Below are 20,139 nucleotides of genomic sequence, written 5' to 3'. Positions count from 1 at the left end.
GCAAAGATTGTTAGGTACCGAATATACTTTCGTGCCATGACGGGACACCACACGCTGCGCCAGACCGAGGAGGCCATCGGCCAGCGGCTGGGCGACCTCAACATCGACTTCGAGGCCATGTGGGCGGTGTCCAACGTCTACCGCGCCTCCTCGGCCATCCGCAACCACCTGGAGCAGACCGTCCTGCGCGACACCGGCCTGACCTGGACGGGGTTCGTGGTGATGTGGGTGGTGTGGATCTGGGGCGAGAGCGAGACCCGCCACGTCGCCGCCGAGGCGGGCATCTCCAAGGGCACCCTCACGGGCGTGGTCAAGACCCTGGAGTCCTACCGCCACCTGCGGCGCTACCCGCATCCCACGGACGGCCGCCGGGTCATGCTGGCGCTCACCGCCACCGGCGAGCGGCTGATGCGCGAGCTGTTCCCGGAGTTCAACCGGCAGGAGGCGTTCGTGGTCAAGGAGCTCGACAGCGATCAGCGGCGCGAGCTGGCCGGCTCGCTCAAGCGCGTCATGGAGCACCTGGAGAGCATCTGACCGGCAGCTCCTTGATGCCGTTGACGAAGTTCGAGCGGATCCTGCGCACCTCGCCGGCGGGCTCGATCGACGACAGGCGCGGCAGCAGCTCCTCGAACAGCACCCGGATCTCCAGCCTGGCCAGCGCGCCGCCGAGGCAGTAGTGCGGGCCTCCCCTGCCGAACGTCAGGTGCTCGTCGGCGTCCCTGCCCACGTCGAACCGGTACGGGTCGGGGAAGACGCGCTCGTCCCTGTTGCCCGAGGCGTACCACATGACGACCTTGTCGCCGGCGGCGACGCGGCGGCCGTTCAGGGTGACGTCGCGGGTCGCGGTACGGCGGAAGTGGTAGACGGGTGAGGCCCAGCGCAGGAACTCGTCCACGGCGCGCGGCATCAGCGCCGGGTCGGCGCGCAGGCGGTCGAGCTGGGCGGGGTGGTCCATGAGGGCGAGCATGGTGTGCGAGATGGCGTGCCGGGTGGTCTCGTTCCCGGCCACGACCAGCAGCAGGAAGTAGTTGTCGAAGTCGCGGTCCGACAGCGGCAGGCCGTCCGCGGGGGCCTGGTTGACGAGCCGGCTGACCAGGTCCGTGCCGTCGCCGCCGCGCCGGCGGGCGGCCAGCTCCCGGCCGTACTCGAAGACCTCCAGGGAGGCGGGGCTGCGGAAGGGCAGGTCCTTGTACTTCTCGCTCTCGCGCAGCCGGTCCGGGTCGGTGTTCTCGATGATCTGGTTGCCCCAGTCGATGAGCCGCTGGGTGTCGGGAACGTCGAGCATGCGGGCCAGCACGTTGATCGGGAAGTCGGCGGCGACCTCCTTGACGAAGTCGAACTCGCCCTTGGGCAGGGCGGCGTCCAGGGTCGTGGCGGTCAGGCCGCGCAGGAAGACCTCGTAGCCGGCCACCGCCCTGGCCGAGAAGTCGCGCAGCAGCAGCCGCCGCAGCGCGTGGTGGCGGGGGCCGTCGGTCTCCAGCATGGAACGCCGGATCGCGGCCTGCCGCTCGTCCACCTCCTCCAGGTTGGTGAAGCCTTCGGAGGTGAACGTCTCCGGGTCGCGGCCGACGGCCACGATGTCGGCGTGCCGGGTGACCGCCCAGAAGCCCTTGCCGTGCCCGTGCTCGTCCTGCCAGTGGACGGGTGACCGCTCGCGCAGCACGTCGAACATCCGCCACGGGGTCACGCCGTCGGTGAACCTGCCGGGGTCCGCGAGATCGACGTCGGCCAGGCGCATGGGCTCTCCTCATCGGTCGTTCGGCATCAAACATTACGTATGCGGGTTGGGGGCGAAAAGTGTTCTCGTCGTTCGTATGGCCCCTAATGACGGGCCGCGCGTCGGGCGGTCGTCCTGAATCGGGGCCGGCGGCGTGGTTACAGTGATCGGGTGACCACCGACGAGCACGGCCTGGCCATGACCGGCGCGAGCGCCGCCGCCGCCCGCCACTACGACCGGGCGATCCACGAGCTGCTGCACTTCCGGGCCGAGGTCGACGCCGAGGCGACCGCCGCGCTGGCCGACTCCCCCGGCTTCCCCATGGGCAACGTCCTGGCCGCCTACCTCGACCTGTTGACCACCGAGGCGGCGGACGCCCGTAGCGCGCGCACCCGGTTCGACGCCTTCCGCCGCCAGGCCGACGAGTCGTCGCTGCTGCCCCGCGAGCGCGCGCACCTGGCGGCCGTCCAGGCGCTGCTCGACGGCGACCTGACCGCCTGCGGCGCGCTGCTGGCCGAGATCACCGTCGCCCACCCGCGCGACGCGCTGGCCCTGGCCGCCGGGCACCAGATCGACTTCTTCACCGGCGACGCCCGCTCGCTGCGCGACCGGGTCGGCGGCGCGCTCACCGCCTGGCACGACGACGACCGGCACTACGGCCACCTGCTCGGCATGTACGCCTTCGGCCTGGAGGAGGCCGGCCACTACGACCGCTCCGAGGAGGTCGGCCTGCGGGCCGTCGAGCTGAACCGGCGCGACGTGTGGGGCATCCACGCGGTCGTGCACACCTACGAGATGCAGGGCCGCTTCGGCGAGGGCGTGCGCTACCTCGACGCCCGCCTGGACGACTGGTCCACCGGCACGTTCTTCAACGTCCACACCTGGTGGCACTACGCCCTCTACGCCCTGGAGACCGGCGACACGTCTCGGGCGCTCGGGGTGTACGACGCGGCGCTGGCCGGCGGGCGCACGTCCATGGAGCTGCTGGACGCCGCCGCGCTGCTCTGGCGGCTCCTGCTGGAGGGGTCCGACCAGCCCGGACGCTGGCGGGCCCTGGCCGACGCGTGGCCGCCGCTGGTGGCCGAGCCGTTCTACGCCTTCAACGACGTGCACGCGGTCATGGCGTACGTGGGGGCCGGGCGGATCGGGGAGGCGGAGAAGCTGGTCGCCTCGCGGGAGGCGTACGCGCTGGAGTCCCGTCCCGGGGTCACCAACGTCGCGATGACGTCGCGGGTGGGGTTGCCGGTGTGCCGGGCCCTGGTGGCGTACGGGCGGGGCGACTTCGGGGCCGTCGTCGACCTGCTGTACCCGATCCGGCACCGGGTCAACGAGTTCGGCGGCAGCCACGCCCAGCGGGACGCCGTGCAGAAGACGCTGCTGGAGGCGGCGCTGCGGGGCGGGCGGCACGAGGTGGCGCGGGCGCTGGTGAGCGAGCGGATCGGCGTACGGCCGTGCAGCCCGTTCAACTGGCTCAAGCAGGCCGCGCTGGCCGACGCCCTGGGCGACCGCGCCACGGCCGCCGCCGCCCGCCGACGCGCCACGACCTTGACCACCACCGCCTGACTCGCCCGTCCCCCGCCCCGTCCCCCGCCCCGTCCCCCGCCCCGTCCATCGTCCCGTCCATCGTCCGCCGTCGCCGCGCACGCGGGGGCCGAAGTGTCGGGCGCGCCGAGTAGGGTTCCCTTCATGGATCGGGAACTCACCTTGATGGTCGTCCACGCCCACCCCGACGACGAGTGCCTGAGCACCGGCGGCATCCTCGCCCGCTACACCGACGAGGGCATCCGCACCGTGCTGGTCACCTGCACCAACGGCGAGCAGGGTGACGACGCGGGCGGCGTCAAACCGGGCGAGGAGGGTCACGACGCCGCCAGGGTGGCCGAGAAGCGCCTGGGCGAGCTGCGCGAGTCCGTCGCGCACCTGGGCATCGACCACGTGGAGCTGCTCGGCTACCGCGACTCCGGCATGGACGGCTGGGACACCAACCATCACCCCAACGCGTTCGCCAACGTCCCGGTCGAGGTGGCCGCCGCCAAGCTGGGCGAGCTGATGGAGCGCTACCGCCCGCAGGTGGTCATCACCTACGACGAGACCGGCGGCGGCGGTTACGGCCACCCCGACCACGTGCAGGCCCACCGCATCACGGTGGCCGCCGTCGAGGCGACCGGCATCCCCGACAAGTTCTACTACACGGCGATCCCCAGGGCCGCGATCAAGCGCATGTTCGAGCTGATGCGCGACAGCGGCGTCGACCTGGGCGGCTTCGAGCCGTCCGACGACTTCGGCACCCCCGACGAGCAGGTCACCGCGGTCGTCGACGTCACCCCCTACGTCGAACGCAAGCTCAAGGCCCTCCAGGCCCACGAGAGCCAGGGCGAGAACATCTTCCTCCTCCGCATGCCCGAGGAGGCCCAGCACCAGGCGTTCTCCCACGAGGCCTTCGAGCGGAAGCTGAACAAGGTCGACGCCCCCGCCCACGAGGAAGACCTCTTCACCGGCCTCCGCCCCTGACCCGTCACCGCGACAACGCCCCACCGGGTTGCTAGAGGCCCGCGATGTCGATGGCCCGGTCGAGGTGTGTCTCGGTCTGGCCGGGCCAGAAGCGTTCGCAGGTGAGGTAGTCCAGTGGGTCCCGGCGCCCGTCCGTCAGGAATTCGCGGGCCGCACGGGGGTGGTTGGCCAGGGCGGCCATGACGGCTGCCATGGGGTCCCGTTCGTCCAGGGGGATGGCGCACATCGGCAGCGAGTCCGGACGAAGGTTCCGCCAGTACGGAGACCCGGGCGGCTGGCTTCGTTCATGGTCGTAGACCTTGAAGGCCAGGTCGCGCAGGAATGTGTCGGCGAAACGCCCGTACCGCAACAACTGCCCGAGCGCGAAACCGGTTTCCGGGTCGTCGAGGTTTTCGAGCAGGCGGTGGGCGTAAGGGGTCGAGATCCTGGCCGCGCAGGGGGCGCGGGAGGCGGTGCCGAGCAGCGTGCTCAGCGCTCTGGCCAGCCGGTCGAGGCTGGTGGACTGGATGGCATGCGCGCGGCGCAGACCGGCCAGAAGGCTTTTGAGCTGCCGTGGCGGCATCACGGAGGCGAACGCCACGGCGAAGTCGGGATCATTCCGGCGCTTTTCGAGTTCGGCCAGATCGTGGGAATCGATGGCGCCCTTCTTCCCCTTCGCTCCGCAGAACGACTGGACGAAGGAATCGTAACCACAAGGATGATCGGGCAGCGCTGGCCCCAAATTTCCCGATAAAGACGAAAAATCGGGCAGCAAATCTCCTCTACACACGCTCTCTCCGTACAAATCACCCGCCAGCGACGCACATCACGAAGAGATAACATTAGCGAGCCCTCGGACGGACACGAAAAAACCACATGACCGACCGGAATCCCCACCCGGGGCATCCGCCGAGGCGAGCCCCCTGAATGGCCCTCCCGCCAGGGTCAACGGCGGAACAGGACAAGCGTGATGGAATCGGTCCTATGACCATCGAGTACATCCCCGTCTCCGGCGGCGGCAGCCTGTGGGCCGAGAAGACCGGCGGCGGAGCCCCCATGGTCCTGCTGCACGGCTCCGTGCACGACAGCCGCCTCTGGGACGGCGTTCTCCCCGCACTCGCGCGCCACCACACCGTGATCCGGTACGACGCGCGGGGCCTGGGCCGTTCGACGCCGCCGACCGCGCCGTTCCGCTACGAGGACGACCTGCTCGCGGTGCTCGACCACTTCGGCATCGAGCGCGCCGCGCTGGTCGGGCTGAGCATGGGCGGCGAGGTCGCGCTCGACTTCACCTTGGAGCACCCGGAACGGGTGCGCTCCCTGGTCCTGGTCGCGGCGTCGGCCAGTGGCCACGACTGGCCGGACTCTCCCGAGACGGACGCCTACATGGCGGCGGACCGCGGGAACGACGCCGGCCGCCTGGCCGAGACGGAGCTGACGGTGTGGGCCTCGCTGGGCGACCGGGCGCCGGGATGGGCGGCGATCGAGGGCATGGTCACCGAGAACGCCAAGGTGCGGGTGGCCTCGGAGAAGGGCCACGTCCGCTTCTCCGAGGTGGGCGCCGTCGAGCTGCTTGAGCGGGTCGCGGTGCCCACCACCGTCGTCGTCGGCGATCACGACCATCCGGAGATCGACGTGATCGCCCGCCGGCTCGCCGAGGGCATTCCCGGCGCGCGCCTGGAGATCGTCGCCGCGGCCGATCACTATCTGCCGCTGCGTGCGCCGGAACGGCTCACGGAGATCATCATCCGGCGCTGAAGGAGCAGGCGGCTATATTCCTTGACAGGCATATACCTTCAGCGGAATATAGAGGCATGTCCGTCGACGCGTTCTCCGTGCTCTCCGAGCCGACCCGGCGTCGCATCCTCGATCGGCTCCGGGTGTCCGAGAGCAGCGTGAACGAGCTGGTCGAGGCGCTCGACGTCAGCCAGCCCACGGTGTCCAAGCAGCTGAAGGTGCTCAGGGAGGCGGGTTTCGTCACCTGCCGCACCGCGGCGCAGCGGCGGATCTACCGCATCCACGCGGGCCCCCTGCGGGCGCTGGACGACTGGCTTCAGCCGTACCGGGCCCTGTGGGACGGGCATCTCGACGCTCTTGAGCGGCATCTCGACAACCTGGAGCAGTGATGACCTCTGACGTGTACCGCCCGAGCCCGCCGGCCCAGGTCGGCGGCGAGGCGACGGGAGATCGCTGGACCCTCGTCTTCGTCCGCGACCTGCGTCACCCGCCGGAGAAGGTGTGGCGGGCGCTGACCGAGCCGGGGCAGCTCTCCGCCTGGGCCCCGTACACCGCCGGCCGGGATCTGTCCGAGACGGGCGGCGTGACGCTCACGATGATCGACGACGAGAACCCCCTGGACATGGCGGTCGAGGTCGTCCGCGCCGAGCCGCCGACGCTGCTGGAGCACACGTTCGGCACCGACCTGCTGCGCTGGGAGCTGGCGGCGACCGGCGGCGGCACCCGTCTGACGTTGCGGCACACCGTCCAGGACCGCGACATGCTGCCGAAGGCGGCGGCCGGCTGGCACATCTGCCTCGACGTGGCCGAGAAGCTGCTCGACGGGCGGCCGATCCCGCCGATCCGGGGCGCCGCGGCGGTCGACTTCGGCTGGTCGGAGCTCAACGACCGGTACGCGCGAAGGCTCGGCGTCCCGGACACCGGCCTGCCCCGCCACCTGAAGGACGGGAACGGCACCGCCTGACGCGAGCCCAGGACGGAGGGTGAGTGCGGGCGTGATCGCGGGCTGCGATGATGAGCTCCCATTCGGAGACGTCGATGCCGCCTCGGGCGTACGACATCGGCGGCGCGCGCCAGGAAGGCAGGCTCGATGATCGCTGTTCTGGGCGAGTGCGTCGCCGACGGCTTCACCGCCTCCGAGGGCGCGGCCGGGCGGGGCGAGCTGGGGTTGCGGGTGCTGCCGGGAGGCGGCCCGGCCAACACGGCGGTGGCGCTGGCCCGGCTCGGCACGCCGGCCCGTTTCCTCGGGCGCATCTCCGGCGACGTGTTCGGGACGCTGTTCCGTGAGCGTCTGGCGTCCTCGGGCGTGGACCTGTCGGCGGCCGTCGAGGCCGCCGAGCCGAGCACGCTCTCGGTCGCCGCGCTCGACCGCGACGGCCGGGCCGCCTACACCTTCTACGCGGGCGGCACCGCCGACTGGCAGTGGAGCCCGGACGAGCTGGCCCCGGCCAGGCTCGGCCCGGCCGCCTGCCTGCACACCGGGTCGCTGGCGCTGGTCAGGGAGCCGGGCCGGGCGGCGGTCGAGGAGTTCGCGCGCGAGGCCGCCGCGCGGGCCACGGTCTCGATCGACCCCAACGTGCGTCCCACCCTCGCCGCCCGCGAGGACTACCGGGTCGAACGCTGGTGCGGGTGGGCCGACGTGCTCAAGCTCAGCGACGACGACCTGCGCTTCCTGCTGCCCGGCGCGTCGGTGGAACAGGCCTGCGACACCTGGCACGCGGCCGGCGCCCGGCTCGTGGTGGTGACGCGCGGAGCGGCGGGGGCGCTGGTGTCCCTCGACGGGGAACGGGCGGAGGTGCCCGCGCCGGAGGTCGACGTCGTCGACACGGTCGGCGCGGGCGACTCCTTCACCGCCGGGCTCCTGCATGATCTGGGCGCGCGCGGCCTGCTCGGCGGGCGGCTCGACGGCCTCGACCTGGACACGGCCGTGGCCGCCGCGTCGTTCGCGGCCCGGGTGTCGGCGCTGACGTGCTCGGTGGCGGGCGCGAACCCGCCCTGGGCACACGCGCTGACCGGCCCCTGACGGGGCCCGGGTCAGGAGAGAGGGATCGTGGTGGTGGGGACGTTGTAGCCGCGTACCCGTACCGACGGCTGGTGGCCGGTGAGGTCGGACGTCCGGTACGTGGCGGTGATCGTCGTGGACTCCCCCGGCCACAGCGTCACGTAGTTGTCGGTGTAGGTGACCGGGACGACCTCGCGCCCGTCCGCGACCACCTCCGGGCGTACGAGGAAGGCCAGGCCGGAGGGGTTGGTCAGGGTGATCGTGACGGTCTCGGTCCCGGCGGAGACGGCGCGGACGGCGGTGGCCGTGACATTGGCCGTGGGCAGGGCGTTCAGGCCGGTGAGGTCGGCGTACGTCTTCGGCGTGGTGCGGTACCAGTTGCTCTTGTTGCCGAGCGTGTCGGGCGAGGTGGAGTACCAGTAGACGTTGTCGCTGACCTTCGCGCCGGCCGCGTCCTTGAGCTGGAGCCTGATCAGGTACGTCCCTGACAGCCCGGTCAGCGCCGGGACGGTCAGGACCTGGACGCCGGCGTTGGCGGTCGCGGTGACCGGCGCCGAGGCCGTGTACTTCTGGGCCAGGTCCGGCAGGTTGTGCACGGAGACCGTGGCGGTCAGCCCGGACCTGGTGGCGAGGGTGGAGTTGACCACGTGGACGGCCCGGGTGAGGTAGTCGTAGGCGATGTGCACGGGCTCGGTGGCCTTCTTGGTCCCGAAGTAGCCGCCGCCGGGCTTGAGGTAGTAGTCGTAGAGGTTCCAGTGGACCGACGGCCAGGCGTTGTTCAGCATCCAGAAGATCGAGCCGAACGAGCGCACGTGCTGCCTGGCGCTCCACGCCTCGAAGAAGGCGCGCGCGTTCTCGTAGTTCTGCGCCTCGGACTTGCGCGACTGGTCGGCGGCGGAGGTCGGGGTGCCGTAACGCTTGGTCAGGCCGGTGGTGTAGGGGGCGACGGTGTCGAACACGCTGCCCGGCTTGCCGGCGTGGTAGTTGTACGCCGTGCCGATGGGCCAGATGTCGGCGGGCGCCAGGAACCGCTGGAGGGTCTCCAGGGGCGGCGGCGCCTCGGTGCCCTCCTCCCCCGTGCTGCCGAACGCGCCGCCGCTGCGGCTCTCGTCCCACCACAGCACCGGCGGCTCCCACACGTACGGGCCGTCCATCTTCATGCCGGCGTCGGCGTTGGACCAGGTGGCGACGTTGTCCAGGGTCGGGTTCTGCCAGTGCAGGGCGGCGGCCACGCCTTTGTACGCCGCCAGGTGCGCGGCCGTCGGCGGCTGGTCGCTGCCGTAGGTCCACAGGAACACCGACGCGTGGTGGCGCAGCGAGCGCAGCTGGCTGTCCAGCGACGCGCGGGCGACCTGCTCCTGCTCGGCGGTCCAGGCGCTGTCGTCCTCCCAGGCGCTGCAGCAGACGAAGCCCGGCATGACCAGGATGCCCGCCTTGTCGGCCAGGTCGTACAGTTCCTCGTTGCCGAGGGTGCCCTCCAGCCTGATGGTGTTCAGGCCCATGTCCTTGACGTAGTTGATGTGGGCGGCGTTCGTCCTGGTGTCCCAGCGCTGCATCAGGTCCCACACGTACCCGCCGCCGCGCAGCAGGATCGGCCGGCCGTTGATCTTGTATCCGGCGAACGAGGTGCCGTTGACGGTGGTGCGGTAGTCGGTGACCTGGCGGATGCCGAAGTCGATCGACTTGCTGTCGGAGGCGCCCGCGGCGACCGTCAGCCGGTACAGCTCGGGGCTGCCGAACTGGTAGGGCCACCACAGCACCGGATCGCTCACGTGGAGGGGCGCGAAGGCGACCTCCTTGCGCTCGCGGGCGGCCAGCGTGACGTCCTGGGAGAAGGTGAGGTCGGGCCGGCCCGCCTTGGCGATCGTGCCGCTGACCGTGGTGGTGACGGGGGCGTTCGTGGCGTTGACGGCGTCCACGTAGACGTTCAGGTCGGCGGCGGTGCCCGACAGGGTCGTGCGCACGTACGGGTCGCGCAGGGCCACCGGGCCCGTGGTGTCCAGCAGGGTCGTGTTCCAGATGCCCGCGTTCATGTCGGGGGCCTCGGGGTTCCAGTCGACCGTGCAGGCGGACAGGTCCTTGCAGTCGTGGCGCGGCGGGGTGACCCGGACGGCCAGCGCGTTGGCCGCGCCGGGCCTGATCGCGGCGGTCGCGTCGTACTCGTGGCCGACGAACGTGCCCACCGCCGCGGCGTCGAGCTGCACGCCGTTCAGCCAGATCTGGGCGCGGTAGCTGAGGCCCTTGAACCGCAGCCAGTAGACCTGCCCGGGGGCCGTGGCCGGGGCGGTGAACTCGCCGCGGAACCACCAGTCCTGGGTGGTCAGGTCGGGCACGTTCTTGAGGTTCTGGCCGAAGTAGACATCCTGGTAGACGCCGTTGGCGACCAGGCCGGCCAGGACGGTCGAGGGCAGGGTGACCGGGTTCCAGCCGGTGGTGGCGTACCCGGGCGTGGAGATCGCCGCGCCGGTGTCGGCGAGGCCGGTGGCCGGGCGCAGCGCCCAGCCCGAGGCCAGCTCGGTCGAACCGGCCGCCGCGACGGCGCTGCCGGCGCTCACCACCCCCGAGGCGAGCAGCAGGACGAGCACGGCGAGGACGCATCTGATCGATCGGGACATGCGCAGCTCCTGAGGGGGCTCCTACGAACCGGAGAGCCAGGCGATCTGGGTGGAGCGGTAGTAGGCGATCCCCATGACGCGCCAGCGCGGGCCCTGCGCGCCCAGCCGCTGCCGGAACGCGGTCCAGTCGTGCGTGGCGTCCGGGGACCAGGCCAGCTCGGCGAGCGCGGGCAGGCGGGGGAAGGCCATGTACTCAAGGTCGGCCGACGTCCTGAGCGTCTCGGTCCACAGCGGCGCCTCGACGCCGAGCACCTGCTCGGGCGGCAGCCTCCGGAGGTAGGCGCCGGGGTTCCAGCCGTAGGCGTCCTTGACCTCGATCAGGCCCGCCCAGGTCTGCCCGAGCGGGGTGCGCCGGTTGTACTTCATGTCCAGGTACGCACGACTGGCCGGGGACATGACGACCTTCCGGCCGGCCGTCGAGACCGCCGTCTCGGTGGGGTCGCTGCCCCAGTACTGGACGACCGTGGAGGGCAGCGGGGTGGCGTTGACGACGTCGTGCCAGCCGATCACGGTCTTGCCGTGGGCGGCCACGATGCCCTGCGCCCGGTCGACGAACGCCTTGTAGTCGGCGGGCGTCGTGGAGGACGCCTCGTCCCCGCCGATGTGCAGGTACGGGCCGGGGGTGAGCGCGGCCAGCTCGCCGACCACCTGGTCGAGGAAGGTGTAGGTGATCTCCTTGGACGTGCACAGCGTGCTGAACCCGACCTCGGTGCCGGTGTAGAGCGGCGGGGCGACGCCGTCGCAGGTCAGCTCGCCGTAGGAGGCGAGAGCGGCATTGGTGTGCCCCGGCGTGTCGATTTCCGGAACGATGGTGATATTTCGGGCGGCGGCGTAGGCGACGATCTCCTGGTACTGGGCCTTGGTGTAGAAGCCGCCGGGATCGCCCCCGACCGCCGTGCCGCCGCCGTAGGAGGCCAGCCGGGGCCAGGAGTCGATCGCGATGCGCCAGCCCTGGTCGTCGGACAGGTGCAGGTGCAAGTAGTTGATCTTGTAGAGCGCGATCTGGTCGAGGTAACGCTCGACCGCGTCCACCGGGAAGAAGTGCCTGGCCACGTCGAGCATCGCGCCCCGGTACGGGTAGCGCGGCCGGTCCACGACCCGCCCGCCCGGCACCGGCCACGGCCCCGGCTGCACGGTGGCGGCCTCGGCCGCGTACGGGAGCAGCTGCCGGAGCGTCTGCACCCCGTTGAACAGCCCGGCGGCCCGGTTGGCCAGCACGACGATCCCGGTGGCGGTCACGTCGAGCTGGTACGCCTCGTCCCCGCCGGCCACCGTGCCCAGCCGCAGCGCGATCCCGTCCGCCGGCGGGGCGGACACGGTCGGGACGGGGTAGCCGGTGGACCGGCGCAACCGCCCCGCGAGCTGCTCGCCCAGCTCGGGCACGTCGGAGTACAGGGCCGTCGCGGCGGTGATCGGGTACGTCACCCCCGCCGCCGGGACCGCGCTCACCGGGGCGGGCACGATCGTCCCGAAGGCGACGGCGGCCGCCGCCGTCGCGCTGGGCGAGACGGTTACCGACGCCGAGACCGAAGTGGCGAGCAGGGTCGTCAGCACGACCGCAGCGGTGCGGATCTTCATGACCGCCTCCCGAGGGTTGCCCCCACCATACGGACGCGTCCCCTGGTAGTAAAGAACCTTTCTAATCAAAGGTCTCGGTGGGGACCGTCCGGTAGCCGTTCCACACGAAGCGGGCCGTGGTCACGGCGTCGTCGCCGTCGCCGCTGATGAGCTGGTGGATGGCGATGCCGTCAAGCTCGCGGTATTCGCACCACTCGTGGTCGGAGGTGAGCACGAGGTCGAGGCCGAGGTTCACCAGCAGGTCGAAGACCTGGCCGCGGTTGGTCCGGTCGACGCCCACGAACACCTCGTCCAGCAGGATGAAGCGGGGGCAGCCGGGGTCGGTCCGGTAGTGGGCGGCCACGGCGGCGAACAGCGGCAGGTGCAGGGCGATAGCCTTCTCGCCGCCGGACAGGGCGCCGTGCAGCTTCCTGGTCAGGTCCTGCCAGCCCTGGCCGTCGCCGCGGTCGAGGCGCACCACGAACCGGTGCCAGGCCGTGTAGTCGAGCACCTTCATGAGCTGGTCCTCCCAGCCGGCCGAGGAGTCGTCGGCGCGGGCCTCCTCGACGCGGTCCCTGAAGAAGGCGTACAGGGCCTCGCGGTCGGCCTCGCCCAGCCCGGCCGGGTCGCGCAGCAGCAGGTCGCGGGCCGCGCGGGTGGCCGGCGACTGGGTGGGGTCGACCTGCCAGACCAGGCGCACCGCGACCCGCGAGGCCGTGCGGACGCGTTCGAGCCGCTGGTTCATGCCCTCGACCAGCGCGGCGGCCTGGCGGATGCGGTCAGCCAGGTGCCGCCGCGTGTCACCGGCCAGCGTGCGGTCGAACAGGTCGCGCTCGGCCTCGGTGATGTCGCCGCGCCGATCGTCGCGCTCGTCGCGCAGCGCCCTGTCGAGCGCCGCCGCGCCCGCCCGCACGCCGCCGGCGGTGGCGGTCAGCACCTGGGCGTCCTCGTCGGGGACCAGCTCCAGCTCGGCCCGGCCGGCCAGGACCTCCCTGGCGTGGTGGAAGGCGTCCCGCAGGCGCGCCTCGGCCTCCCTGACGTCGCGCCGCTCGTACGGCACCGCCGCCAGCCGCCCGGCCACGTCCCCGGCGGCCTCCAGCACCGCCCGCACCCCGGCGTCGGGGGCGAGCCCGGCCGGCACTCCGGCGTCGGCGGGCAGGTGGCCGGTCATCAGGCGGCGGAAACGCGCGCAGACCGCCTCGCGGGCGCGTCCGGCCTCCGCGTGCTTCTCCTCGGCCCGGCCGAGCTCGCCCTTGAGCCGTCCGAGGCGGGCGTTGAGCCGGGCCGTGTCGTCGTGGACCGTCCGGATGAGGCGGCGGCAGCCCTGGTAGGCGGTCTGGACGTCCTGGAGCCGGCCGAGCACGTCCAGGTCCCCCGCGCCCGCCGTGGACTCGACGATGGCCAGCTTCTCGGCCAGCACCACGGCCGCGTCGGCCGCCTCCTCAGCCCGTTCCATCGCGCGCACGGCGAGGTCCTGGTACTCGCGGGCGGTCTCGGCCGCCTGCCCGGCGCGTTCCCTGGCCGCGCGCGCGTCGCCGCGCCGGTCGTGCCAGACGCCGCCGGTGGACTCGGCGGCGCGCAGGGCCGCCTCCAGCTGGTCGAGCGCGGGCCGGGCGGCGGGCAGGGCGTGCCGGGCGGCCAGTTCGGTCAGCCGGCGCAGCGACCTGGCCGCCTCCTTCTCGCGCTCGTGCAGGCGCCGCTCGTGCGCGCGCAGCTGGTCCTCCAGCAGGGCGACCTTGCCCACGGCCTCGTCGAGGGCCCGCGCGGCCCCGGCGTACGGCCCGCGGTCCGGCCGCCGCCGCAGCTCGGCCGCGAGCGTGTCGCGGTCGCCGGCCAGCACCCTGAACAGGTGGTCGCACTCGGCGATCGTGCCGGCCAGGTCGGACAGCCGGTCGTCCAGCTCGGCGACGCGGCGGCGCAGGGCGCGCTCGCGGGCGGCGTCGCCGATGTAGGAGGGCTCCGGCTTGACCCAGCGCCCGGCGGCCGGGCCGAGCCGCCAGGTGCCGTCGGCGCCGACGGCCGCGGGGTGGTCGAGGCCGAGCGCCGTGGGGGCGAAGGCGACGCCCGCGAGCACCCGGCCGGCCGAGACGGGCGCGCCCGGCTCCGCCGACAGCACGTCGGCCAGGCTCTGGCCGGGCGCGGGCCGGGCCAGCGCGGAGGCGGCGAAGGCGTCGTGCTCGCCGGGATCCATGCCGCCGTCGGGCAGCAGCCACACGTCGAGCAGGCCCGAGGCTTCGAGCGCCGCCTCGACGCCCGCCTGGGTGACGGGGTCGACGCCGGACCGGAAGGCCAGCGCCCGCCACAGCGGCATGCCGGGCCGTCCCGACCGGGAGGCGGGGCGGGCGGGCGAGGGGGGCGGCTCCAGCGCGGTCAGCTCGGCCAGGCGTTCGCGTTCGCGGGCCGGCTCGGCGCGTTCGGCGTGCAGCCGGTCGCGCAGGCCGGTCAGGTGGTGCTCGCGGGCGGCCAGCCGGACCTCGGCCGCCGTACGGGCCGCGCCGACCAGCTCGTCGGCCTGCTCCGGCCGGTCGGCGAGGGCCGCCAGCTCCTCGGGGTCGAGCCGGAGCTGGACGCAGCCGCGGGCCCACTCCTCCAGGGCGGCGGCCAGGTCGCGGGCGCGCTCGTCGCGGGTGGCGCCGGCCAGGTCGTGGGCGGCGCTCGCCGCCGCCAGGTCGTCGCGGGCGCGGTCGCGGTCGTGCTCGGCGGTGGCGCGGCGGCCGATCGCCTCCTCGTGCTCGACGGCCGCCACGCTGACCTCGCGGATCTGGCCGGCGCGGCTGGTGACGGCGGCGCGCAGCAGCTCACGGGCGCGGCGTACGGCCTCCTCGCCGTCGTCGCCCCGCTCCCCCTCCGCCAGGACGCCGCCGCCCTCGGGCTCGGGGACCGGGCGCTCGCACTCCAGGTGGACCGCGAGCAGCCCGGCGCGTTCGGCGGCCCGGCGGGCCTCGGCGCGGGAGCGGTCGGCCAGGCCGGTGGCGGCGCGGGCGACGGCCGCCGCGCGCAGCGACAGCTCCTGCCTGCCCGACGCGGCGCGGGCCGCCGCCCCGGCCTGGTCGCGCAGCCGGGCCGCCGACTCGTGCGCCTCCTGCGCCTGCGTGCGCAGCCGGTGCAGGTCGCGCCCCGCCCGGTACGCCTCGCTCTCCTTGAGCCCGTCGATCTGCGCGGCCAGGGCCAGCTCCTGGGCCTCCTCCTCCGACAGCCGGACGGCGGCGGCGGCCAGCTCGTCGTCGGCCTGCCGCAGCGCCTCGCGTCCGGCCTTGGCCTCGGCGGCGAGGGCGTCGACGGCCTGCCCGGCGGACAGGGCCGCGGCGGCGGCCGCCCGCAGCACCTTCTGGGCGTAGCCGCGCTGGACGCCGGCGAGCCGGTCGGCCTCCTCCACGTCGCGGTCGAGCAGGCGCAGCTCCTCGCGCCGCCGGTCGAGCCGCTCGAACCCGTCGGCGATCTCGTGGAGCTCGCCCTCGCCGAGCGGCGGCAGGGCGCTGGACAGCAGGTCGGACAGCAGGCCGGGGTCGAGGCGTTCGGAGAGCTTGGGGGTGCGCAGCTGGCGCAGCGCGGTGAGCAGGCAGTCGTAGCGCTGCTCGTTGAGCCCGGCGTAGAGCGTGCGGCGCACGACGGCGCGGTAGACCTCGGCGGACTCGTGGACCGTTCCCGTCTCGCCCAGCTCGTCGATGAGCTGGGCCCTGGTCAGCGGCTGGCCGCCGTCGCCGGTGAGCCGGACGCCGCCGGGCAGGCCGACGCGGGAGCCGGTGGTGAAGTAGGCGGCGGTGACGTTCTTGGTGTGGGCGGTGGCCTGGAGGCGCGCGCCGCAGGTGAACCAGCGGCCGTCGGAGTGCTGGAACTCCAGCCACACGTAGCCGACGCGGGTGACGCCGTTCGCGCCGTCGCCCATGAGGTTCCAGTGCATGGTCCGCTCGGTGCCGCCGAACGTGGACAGCCTGCTGGGCTTGAGGCTGGCGTCCAGCACGTACGGCAGCAGCAGTTCGAGCACCTTGGACTTGCCGCTGCCGTTGGGCCCGCGCAGCAGCAGCCTGCCCCGGTGGAACTCGAACACCTCGTCGTAGTAGCGCCACACGTTGAGGATCCCGGCGCGTACGGGGATCCAGCGCCGTTCCGTGCCCGGGGCGGTGCGCGCGGGCGTGGGCTCGGTGAGGGTCATGCGTCCTCCGTGTCGGCCGGGCCGCGATCGACCCGGTAGCGGGCTCCGGCGGGCAGGGCGGCCACCCGGTCGCCGGTACGGCGGGCCAGCCCGAACAGCGCGAGAACCTCCAGCGCGTCGGCCGCCAGCCGGGCCGCGCCCCCCTCCGACCGGTACGCCTTGGCCCAGTGGGGGAAGCGCCGCAGCAGCTCGGCGGCCTCCTCGTCGAGCCGGGCGGCGGCCAGCGGCCCGGCGGTGACCAGCAGGTCGAGCAGGAGCAGGGCGGCGACCTTGGCGTGGCTGCCGTCGTCGGGGAACCGCGTGTCGGTGGCGGTGGCCTCGGTGTCGACCAGCAGGAAGCCCTCGGCGCGCTCCTCCAGCACGAACCCGGCCTCCTCGGCGGCCCTGCGGATCATCCGGCGGCCGGTGGGCGAGGCGGCGTAGGCGGCCTGGGCCGGGGTCAGCTCGTCGCGGTAGACGACGGGCTCGTCCAGCAGGCGGCGGACGAGGGAGTGGCGGACCCACAGGGCACGCTGGGTCTCCGTGGGCTCGTCACCGCCGTAACGGACCTCAAGGGTGAGAGCGGTCGTGTCCGCCCCGGGCAGGCGGGAGGGCGGGACGGGGGCGGCGAGGAGCCTGATCACGCGGGTGGTGTCCACGCGGTAGAGCACCTTGGCCTCCTCGTCGCCGAGGTAGGCGTCGGTCGCGCCGTCCGTGGGGGTGATCGCGCCGTGCTGTTCGAGCAGCTTGAGCGCGTCGACGAAGGCGGCCCGCTCGTCGGCGCCGACGGGGTCGAACGCCGGCACGCCCGCCTCGACCGCCGCCGCCCGCGCCACCCGCCTGGCCAGCATGCCGATCGTGGTGACCGGCGCGGCGAGCAGCTCGGCCGCGCACAGGCACAGCAGCGTGTAGCGGCGGCGGTCGAACGGCGCCCCGCCCGCGCGGCGTCGGCGGGCCGGACGGGTGGCCGCCGGCCGCGACCCGACCTTGACCAGGCGGGCGTAGCCCTCGCGGGGCTCGACGACCAGCCGCCAGCCGCAGAAGTAGTCGAACCACCGGGTCAGCGGCTCCCGCCGTTTCCTGATCACCGCGAAGGCGGCGGGCTCGTCGTCCGCCGACAGGAACGGGCGGGCGAGGAGGGTCCTGATCGCGCGGGCGATCTCCTCCTTCTCCGCCCTGACGAGCTGGTTGGCCAGGCGGCTCATGCCCCTTCCGCCCTCCCGTGGCCGGGTACGCCCGGGGAGCGCACGTCGAGCAGGTAGTCGGGGCCGCGGAACCAGCCCTCGGACGTGCGCAGCACCGCGACCGCGCCGTCGCCGGGGGCCCGCAGCACGACCTCGACCCGGCCGTCGGAGGTGACGGCCCGGCGCAGGCCGGTGGCGTCGGGGCGGGCGGCCAGGGCGCGGCCCAGCAGGTCGAGCAGCCTGCCCAGGGTGTCGTGGTCGAGCGCGCCGAGCTGGGACAGGCGTACCGAGCCGGTGGTGGCCAGCGCCTGCCAGGCCGCCTCCAGCCCGGCGTGCTCCTTCTCGGCGCGGGCGCGGCGCTCGGCGCGCAGGGCGGCCACGTCCCGGACCCGCCCGGTGCGGCCCATGCGCTCGGTCCTGCCCCGCGAGCGCAGCAGCGCCGAGACCGCCACCGGCCCGGCCTCCGCCCACGGTGTCCCGGCCGGGACGAGCTCGGCGTCGGCGTGCCCGAGATGGGCGTGCCGGGACGGGCCGAGGCCGAAGGCGGCGTCCCAGAGCCGGTGGGCGTCGTCCTCGCCCGGCGCGGTGGCGAACCAGCGGGCCAGCGCGCGGAAGTCGGCGGCGGCGCCGGAGGACGGGAGCCGGGCGGCGGTGACGCGGTCGAGCAGCCCGAGCAGGGTGGCGATGGCCTCACTGGCCACGTCGTGCAACCGCCGCAGCCGGGGCCCGACGCCACTCCCCGCGCCGCTCTCAGGGGTGCCCGGGGCGGTCGGGTCGAACCATTGGCGCAGGTCGGCCCAGGCGGCGGCGCGGGCGGCCAGCCAGGGGGTGGCCAGGTCGGCGCCGGGGACCCGGGGCAGGTCGGCGCCGGCCAGCGCGCGGGTGTGCAGGACGCCGACACCGCGCCCGGCCACGCCGCGCAGCGCCCGCGCCACGGTCTCGCCGCGCTGCTCCAGCCCGGTCACCAACTCCTGGAGGTAGGTGACCGTGGCCGCCTGGGCCTCGTGGAACGTGCCAAGGTCGGCGCCGTCGGCGCGCAGCAGCCCGCGCAGCTCGCCGTTGAGCCGAACGGTGTCCCGGCGCAGCCCGTCGAGGTGGCACTCCAGCTCCCGCAGGCAGGTGAAGATCCGCCGGTCCCGGCCGGGGTCAGGGTCGGCCAGCAGCGCCTCCAGCTCCTCCAGCCGGTCGGCGACGGCGTCGAGCACGGCGGTGTGGAAGGCTCCCGCCGAGGCCGGCGCCGACGACGCCTGCCGCAGCCCGGCGTGGGCGGCCTCGCCCTGGGCGGTCAGCGCGTACCGCAGGTTCCGGCGTTCGTACTCCTCGGCGGTCGCGAACGCGCCGGCGTGGTCGAAGACCACCTCGACCAGCCCCCAGCCGGCGAGCTGCCCGAGCGCGCCGGTGAGGTCGTGGTCGCCGACGGGGGCGTACCAGCCGCGGGCGCGCAGGCGGTCGCGGACCTCGTCGGCGGTCGGCGCGGGCTCCAGGTTCTCGGCCGCCGTGCCGAGGACGTCGAGGAGGGCCGTGTGCAGATCCGCCCGTTCCGTGGTGGCGAACCGGAACAACTCCGGCGGCACTCGTGGCAGCTCCGTCATCGCGCCGTTCTCCCCTCTCGCCACGGTTTCACCGGAGCCACCGTAGCTGGAGAGACGGGCCCCGCGAGGGCCTGTTTGCGAGCGGATGCCACGGGTATGGTCGCCGCGTTCGGCTGCCGGCGGCAGGCGGCGCGGTCCGCGCCCGGTACGGCGGCATTCGGGGGGAACGGGGGCCTGTGATGGCGGAGTTCGAGGCGACGCGCGGGATGCCGGCCGACAGCATGATCGTGTTCGGGGTGGCGTCCGACGTCGAGCTGATGGACCGGTGGCTGCCGCGGGGGCTGTGGGTCAACGACAGCGGGGCCGGCACCGTCGAGGCGGGCGGCGACCTGGTCCCCGGCAGCGGGCGGCACGAAGGGCTGTTCCGCGCCCAGGAGGACCAGCTCCGGGTGGAGTGGGGCGGCCGTGACCACCCCGACTACGCGGGCTGGCTGCAGGTGAGCGATTCGGCGGCCGGCACGAGCGAGGTGACCGTCCACCTGTCGCTGCTCGACGAGCCCGGCACGAGCGCCAGGTCCGACGAGGTGCGCGAGCTGCTCGGCCGCTCGCTCGACCGGCTGGCCGACGAGGTGACCCGCCGCGTCTCCGAGGGCGGCTGAACGGCGGGCTCCTCCAAGGACGGGGGCGGGCCCGCCCTCCGGCGTCAGGCGTCCTGGCGGTCCGGGTTCTCCAGCCGGAAGAAGTTGCTCTGCCGGCCGTCCTTCTTGTGCTCCTGGTAGATGAAGTTCAGCTTCCGCTGGTCGAAGGTCTCCAGCCACTCCTCCCAGGTGATCTCCGCCAGGTCGCCCCCGCCGTAGCCGGGGAAGTCGAAGCGCAGCACGCCCGCCCTCCCCTGGTGCTCGGTGCCGGGCACGGTCGCGGGCCTGGCGCCGCGCTCGTGCGCCCATTCGCGGATCACGTCGTGGTCGGTGGTGACGAGGCTGCGGCCGGGCCGCTCTTCGTGCTCGTCGGTCGAGGTGACGTGCTGCTCGTACGTGTGCTCGCCCTCGACGGGACGGTTCTGCTGCGACATGGCGGCCTGTTCCCCCTGGTAGTCGTGCGGATGACCTGCTCGATACCCAGCCTGGCGCGCTTCTTGCAGATGATCTGTTCCACCCTGCTTAAAGGGGCTCG

16 protein-coding genes are annotated in these 20,139 nt (G+C 73.6%); 8 read left to right on the top strand and 8 right to left on the bottom strand.

What is annotated here, in order from left to right; translation table 11 throughout:
* Positions 1-36: 36 nt before the first annotated feature.
* On the top strand, positions 37-534 hold the full coding sequence (locus AB0J97_RS46870) for a MarR family winged helix-turn-helix transcriptional regulator (protein ID WP_357707562.1): 498 nt from the start codon (positions 37-39) through the stop codon (positions 532-534).
* On the opposite strand, the gene AB0J97_RS46865 is transcribed toward AB0J97_RS46870, so the two are convergent.
* Positions 509-1,738: a cytochrome P450 gene (locus AB0J97_RS46865; protein ID WP_364102511.1), complete on the bottom strand. Its 1,230-nt coding sequence runs from the start codon at positions 1,736-1,738 to the stop codon at positions 509-511. The two genes, AB0J97_RS46870 and AB0J97_RS46865, sit on opposite strands and share 26 nt — an antisense overlap.
* Positions 1,739-1,888: 150 nt before the next feature.
* Between AB0J97_RS46865 and AB0J97_RS46860 the strand changes: the two genes are divergently transcribed.
* Complete coding sequence (locus AB0J97_RS46860; protein WP_364102508.1) at positions 1,889-3,280, top strand: tetratricopeptide repeat protein; 1,392 nt, start codon at positions 1,889-1,891, stop codon at positions 3,278-3,280.
* A gap of 123 nt (positions 3,281-3,403) precedes the next feature.
* Entirely contained in the window at positions 3,404-4,228 is an 825-nt protein-coding gene (locus AB0J97_RS46855) for a PIG-L family deacetylase (RefSeq protein ID WP_364102505.1), read from the top strand.
* A 31-nt stretch (positions 4,229-4,259) separates the two neighbouring features.
* Here the strand turns inward: AB0J97_RS46855 and AB0J97_RS46850 are convergent, their stop codons facing one another.
* Positions 4,260-4,982 carry a hypothetical protein gene (locus AB0J97_RS46850; protein WP_364102502.1) on the bottom strand — a complete coding sequence of 241 codons (723 nt, stop codon included), beginning with the start codon at positions 4,980-4,982 and terminating at the stop codon, positions 4,260-4,262.
* Positions 4,983-5,191: 209 nt separating this feature from the next.
* Here AB0J97_RS46850 and AB0J97_RS46845 point away from each other — a divergent pair, with 209 nt between their 5' ends.
* The 4 genes from AB0J97_RS46845 (at position 5,192) to AB0J97_RS46830 (ending at position 7,967) form a co-directional block, all read left to right on the top strand.
* Complete coding sequence (locus AB0J97_RS46845) at positions 5,192-5,965, top strand: alpha/beta fold hydrolase (protein WP_364102499.1); 774 nt, start codon at positions 5,192-5,194, stop codon at positions 5,963-5,965.
* A 56-nt stretch (positions 5,966-6,021) separates the two neighbouring features.
* Positions 6,022-6,333: a metalloregulator ArsR/SmtB family transcription factor gene (locus tag AB0J97_RS46840; RefSeq protein WP_357707549.1), complete on the top strand. Its 312-nt coding sequence runs from the start codon at positions 6,022-6,024 to the stop codon at positions 6,331-6,333.
* Positions 6,333-6,908, top strand: coding sequence for an SRPBCC family protein (locus AB0J97_RS46835; RefSeq protein WP_364102496.1), 576 nt, complete (start codon positions 6,333-6,335; stop codon positions 6,906-6,908). Before AB0J97_RS46840 ends, AB0J97_RS46835 begins: the two co-directional genes overlap by 1 nt.
* A 126-nt stretch (positions 6,909-7,034) precedes the next feature.
* Positions 7,035-7,967 carry a carbohydrate kinase gene (locus AB0J97_RS46830; protein ID WP_364102493.1) on the top strand — a complete coding sequence of 311 codons (933 nt, stop codon included), beginning with the start codon at positions 7,035-7,037 and terminating at the stop codon, positions 7,965-7,967.
* A gap of 11 nt (positions 7,968-7,978) precedes the next feature.
* Here the strand turns inward: AB0J97_RS46830 and AB0J97_RS46825 are convergent, their stop codons facing one another.
* The 5 genes from AB0J97_RS46825 to AB0J97_RS46805 form a co-directional block, all read right to left on the bottom strand.
* Positions 7,979-10,561: a glycoside hydrolase family 2 protein gene (locus tag AB0J97_RS46825; protein WP_364102490.1), complete on the bottom strand. Its 2,583-nt coding sequence runs from the start codon at positions 10,559-10,561 to the stop codon at positions 7,979-7,981.
* A 21-nt stretch (positions 10,562-10,582) separates the two neighbouring features.
* Positions 10,583-12,139, bottom strand: a complete 1,557-nt coding sequence (locus tag AB0J97_RS46820; protein WP_364102487.1) for a beta-N-acetylhexosaminidase — start codon at positions 12,137-12,139, stop codon at positions 10,583-10,585.
* Positions 12,140-12,200: 61 nt separating this feature from the next.
* Positions 12,201-16,271, bottom strand: coding sequence for a TIGR02680 family protein (locus AB0J97_RS46815; RefSeq protein WP_364102484.1), 4,071 nt, complete (start codon positions 16,269-16,271; stop codon positions 12,201-12,203).
* Entirely contained in the window at positions 16,268-17,455 is a 1,188-nt protein-coding gene (locus AB0J97_RS46810; protein WP_364102481.1) for a TIGR02678 family protein, read from the bottom strand. Before AB0J97_RS46810 ends, AB0J97_RS46815 begins: the two co-directional genes overlap by 4 nt.
* Entirely contained in the window at positions 17,452-19,026 is a 1,575-nt protein-coding gene (locus tag AB0J97_RS46805; protein WP_364102478.1) for a TIGR02677 family protein, read from the bottom strand. The genes AB0J97_RS46810 and AB0J97_RS46805 overlap by 4 nt, the downstream gene beginning before the upstream one ends.
* A gap of 179 nt (positions 19,027-19,205) precedes the next feature.
* Here AB0J97_RS46805 and AB0J97_RS46800 point away from each other — a divergent pair, with 179 nt between their 5' ends.
* Positions 19,206-19,625, top strand: coding sequence for an SRPBCC family protein (locus AB0J97_RS46800; RefSeq protein ID WP_357707529.1), 420 nt, complete (start codon positions 19,206-19,208; stop codon positions 19,623-19,625).
* A 44-nt stretch (positions 19,626-19,669) separates the two neighbouring features.
* On the opposite strand, the gene AB0J97_RS46795 is transcribed toward AB0J97_RS46800, so the two are convergent.
* Entirely contained in the window at positions 19,670-20,038 is a 369-nt protein-coding gene (locus AB0J97_RS46795) for a hypothetical protein (protein ID WP_364102475.1), read from the bottom strand.
* Between the last annotated feature and the right edge of the window lie 101 nt (positions 20,039-20,139).

It is taken from the genome of Nonomuraea sp. NPDC049607 (assembly GCF_040675375.1).
Taxonomy (GTDB): domain Bacteria; phylum Actinomycetota; class Actinomycetes; order Streptosporangiales; family Streptosporangiaceae; genus Nonomuraea.
This window is presented reverse-complemented; position numbering and strand designations above follow the sequence as displayed.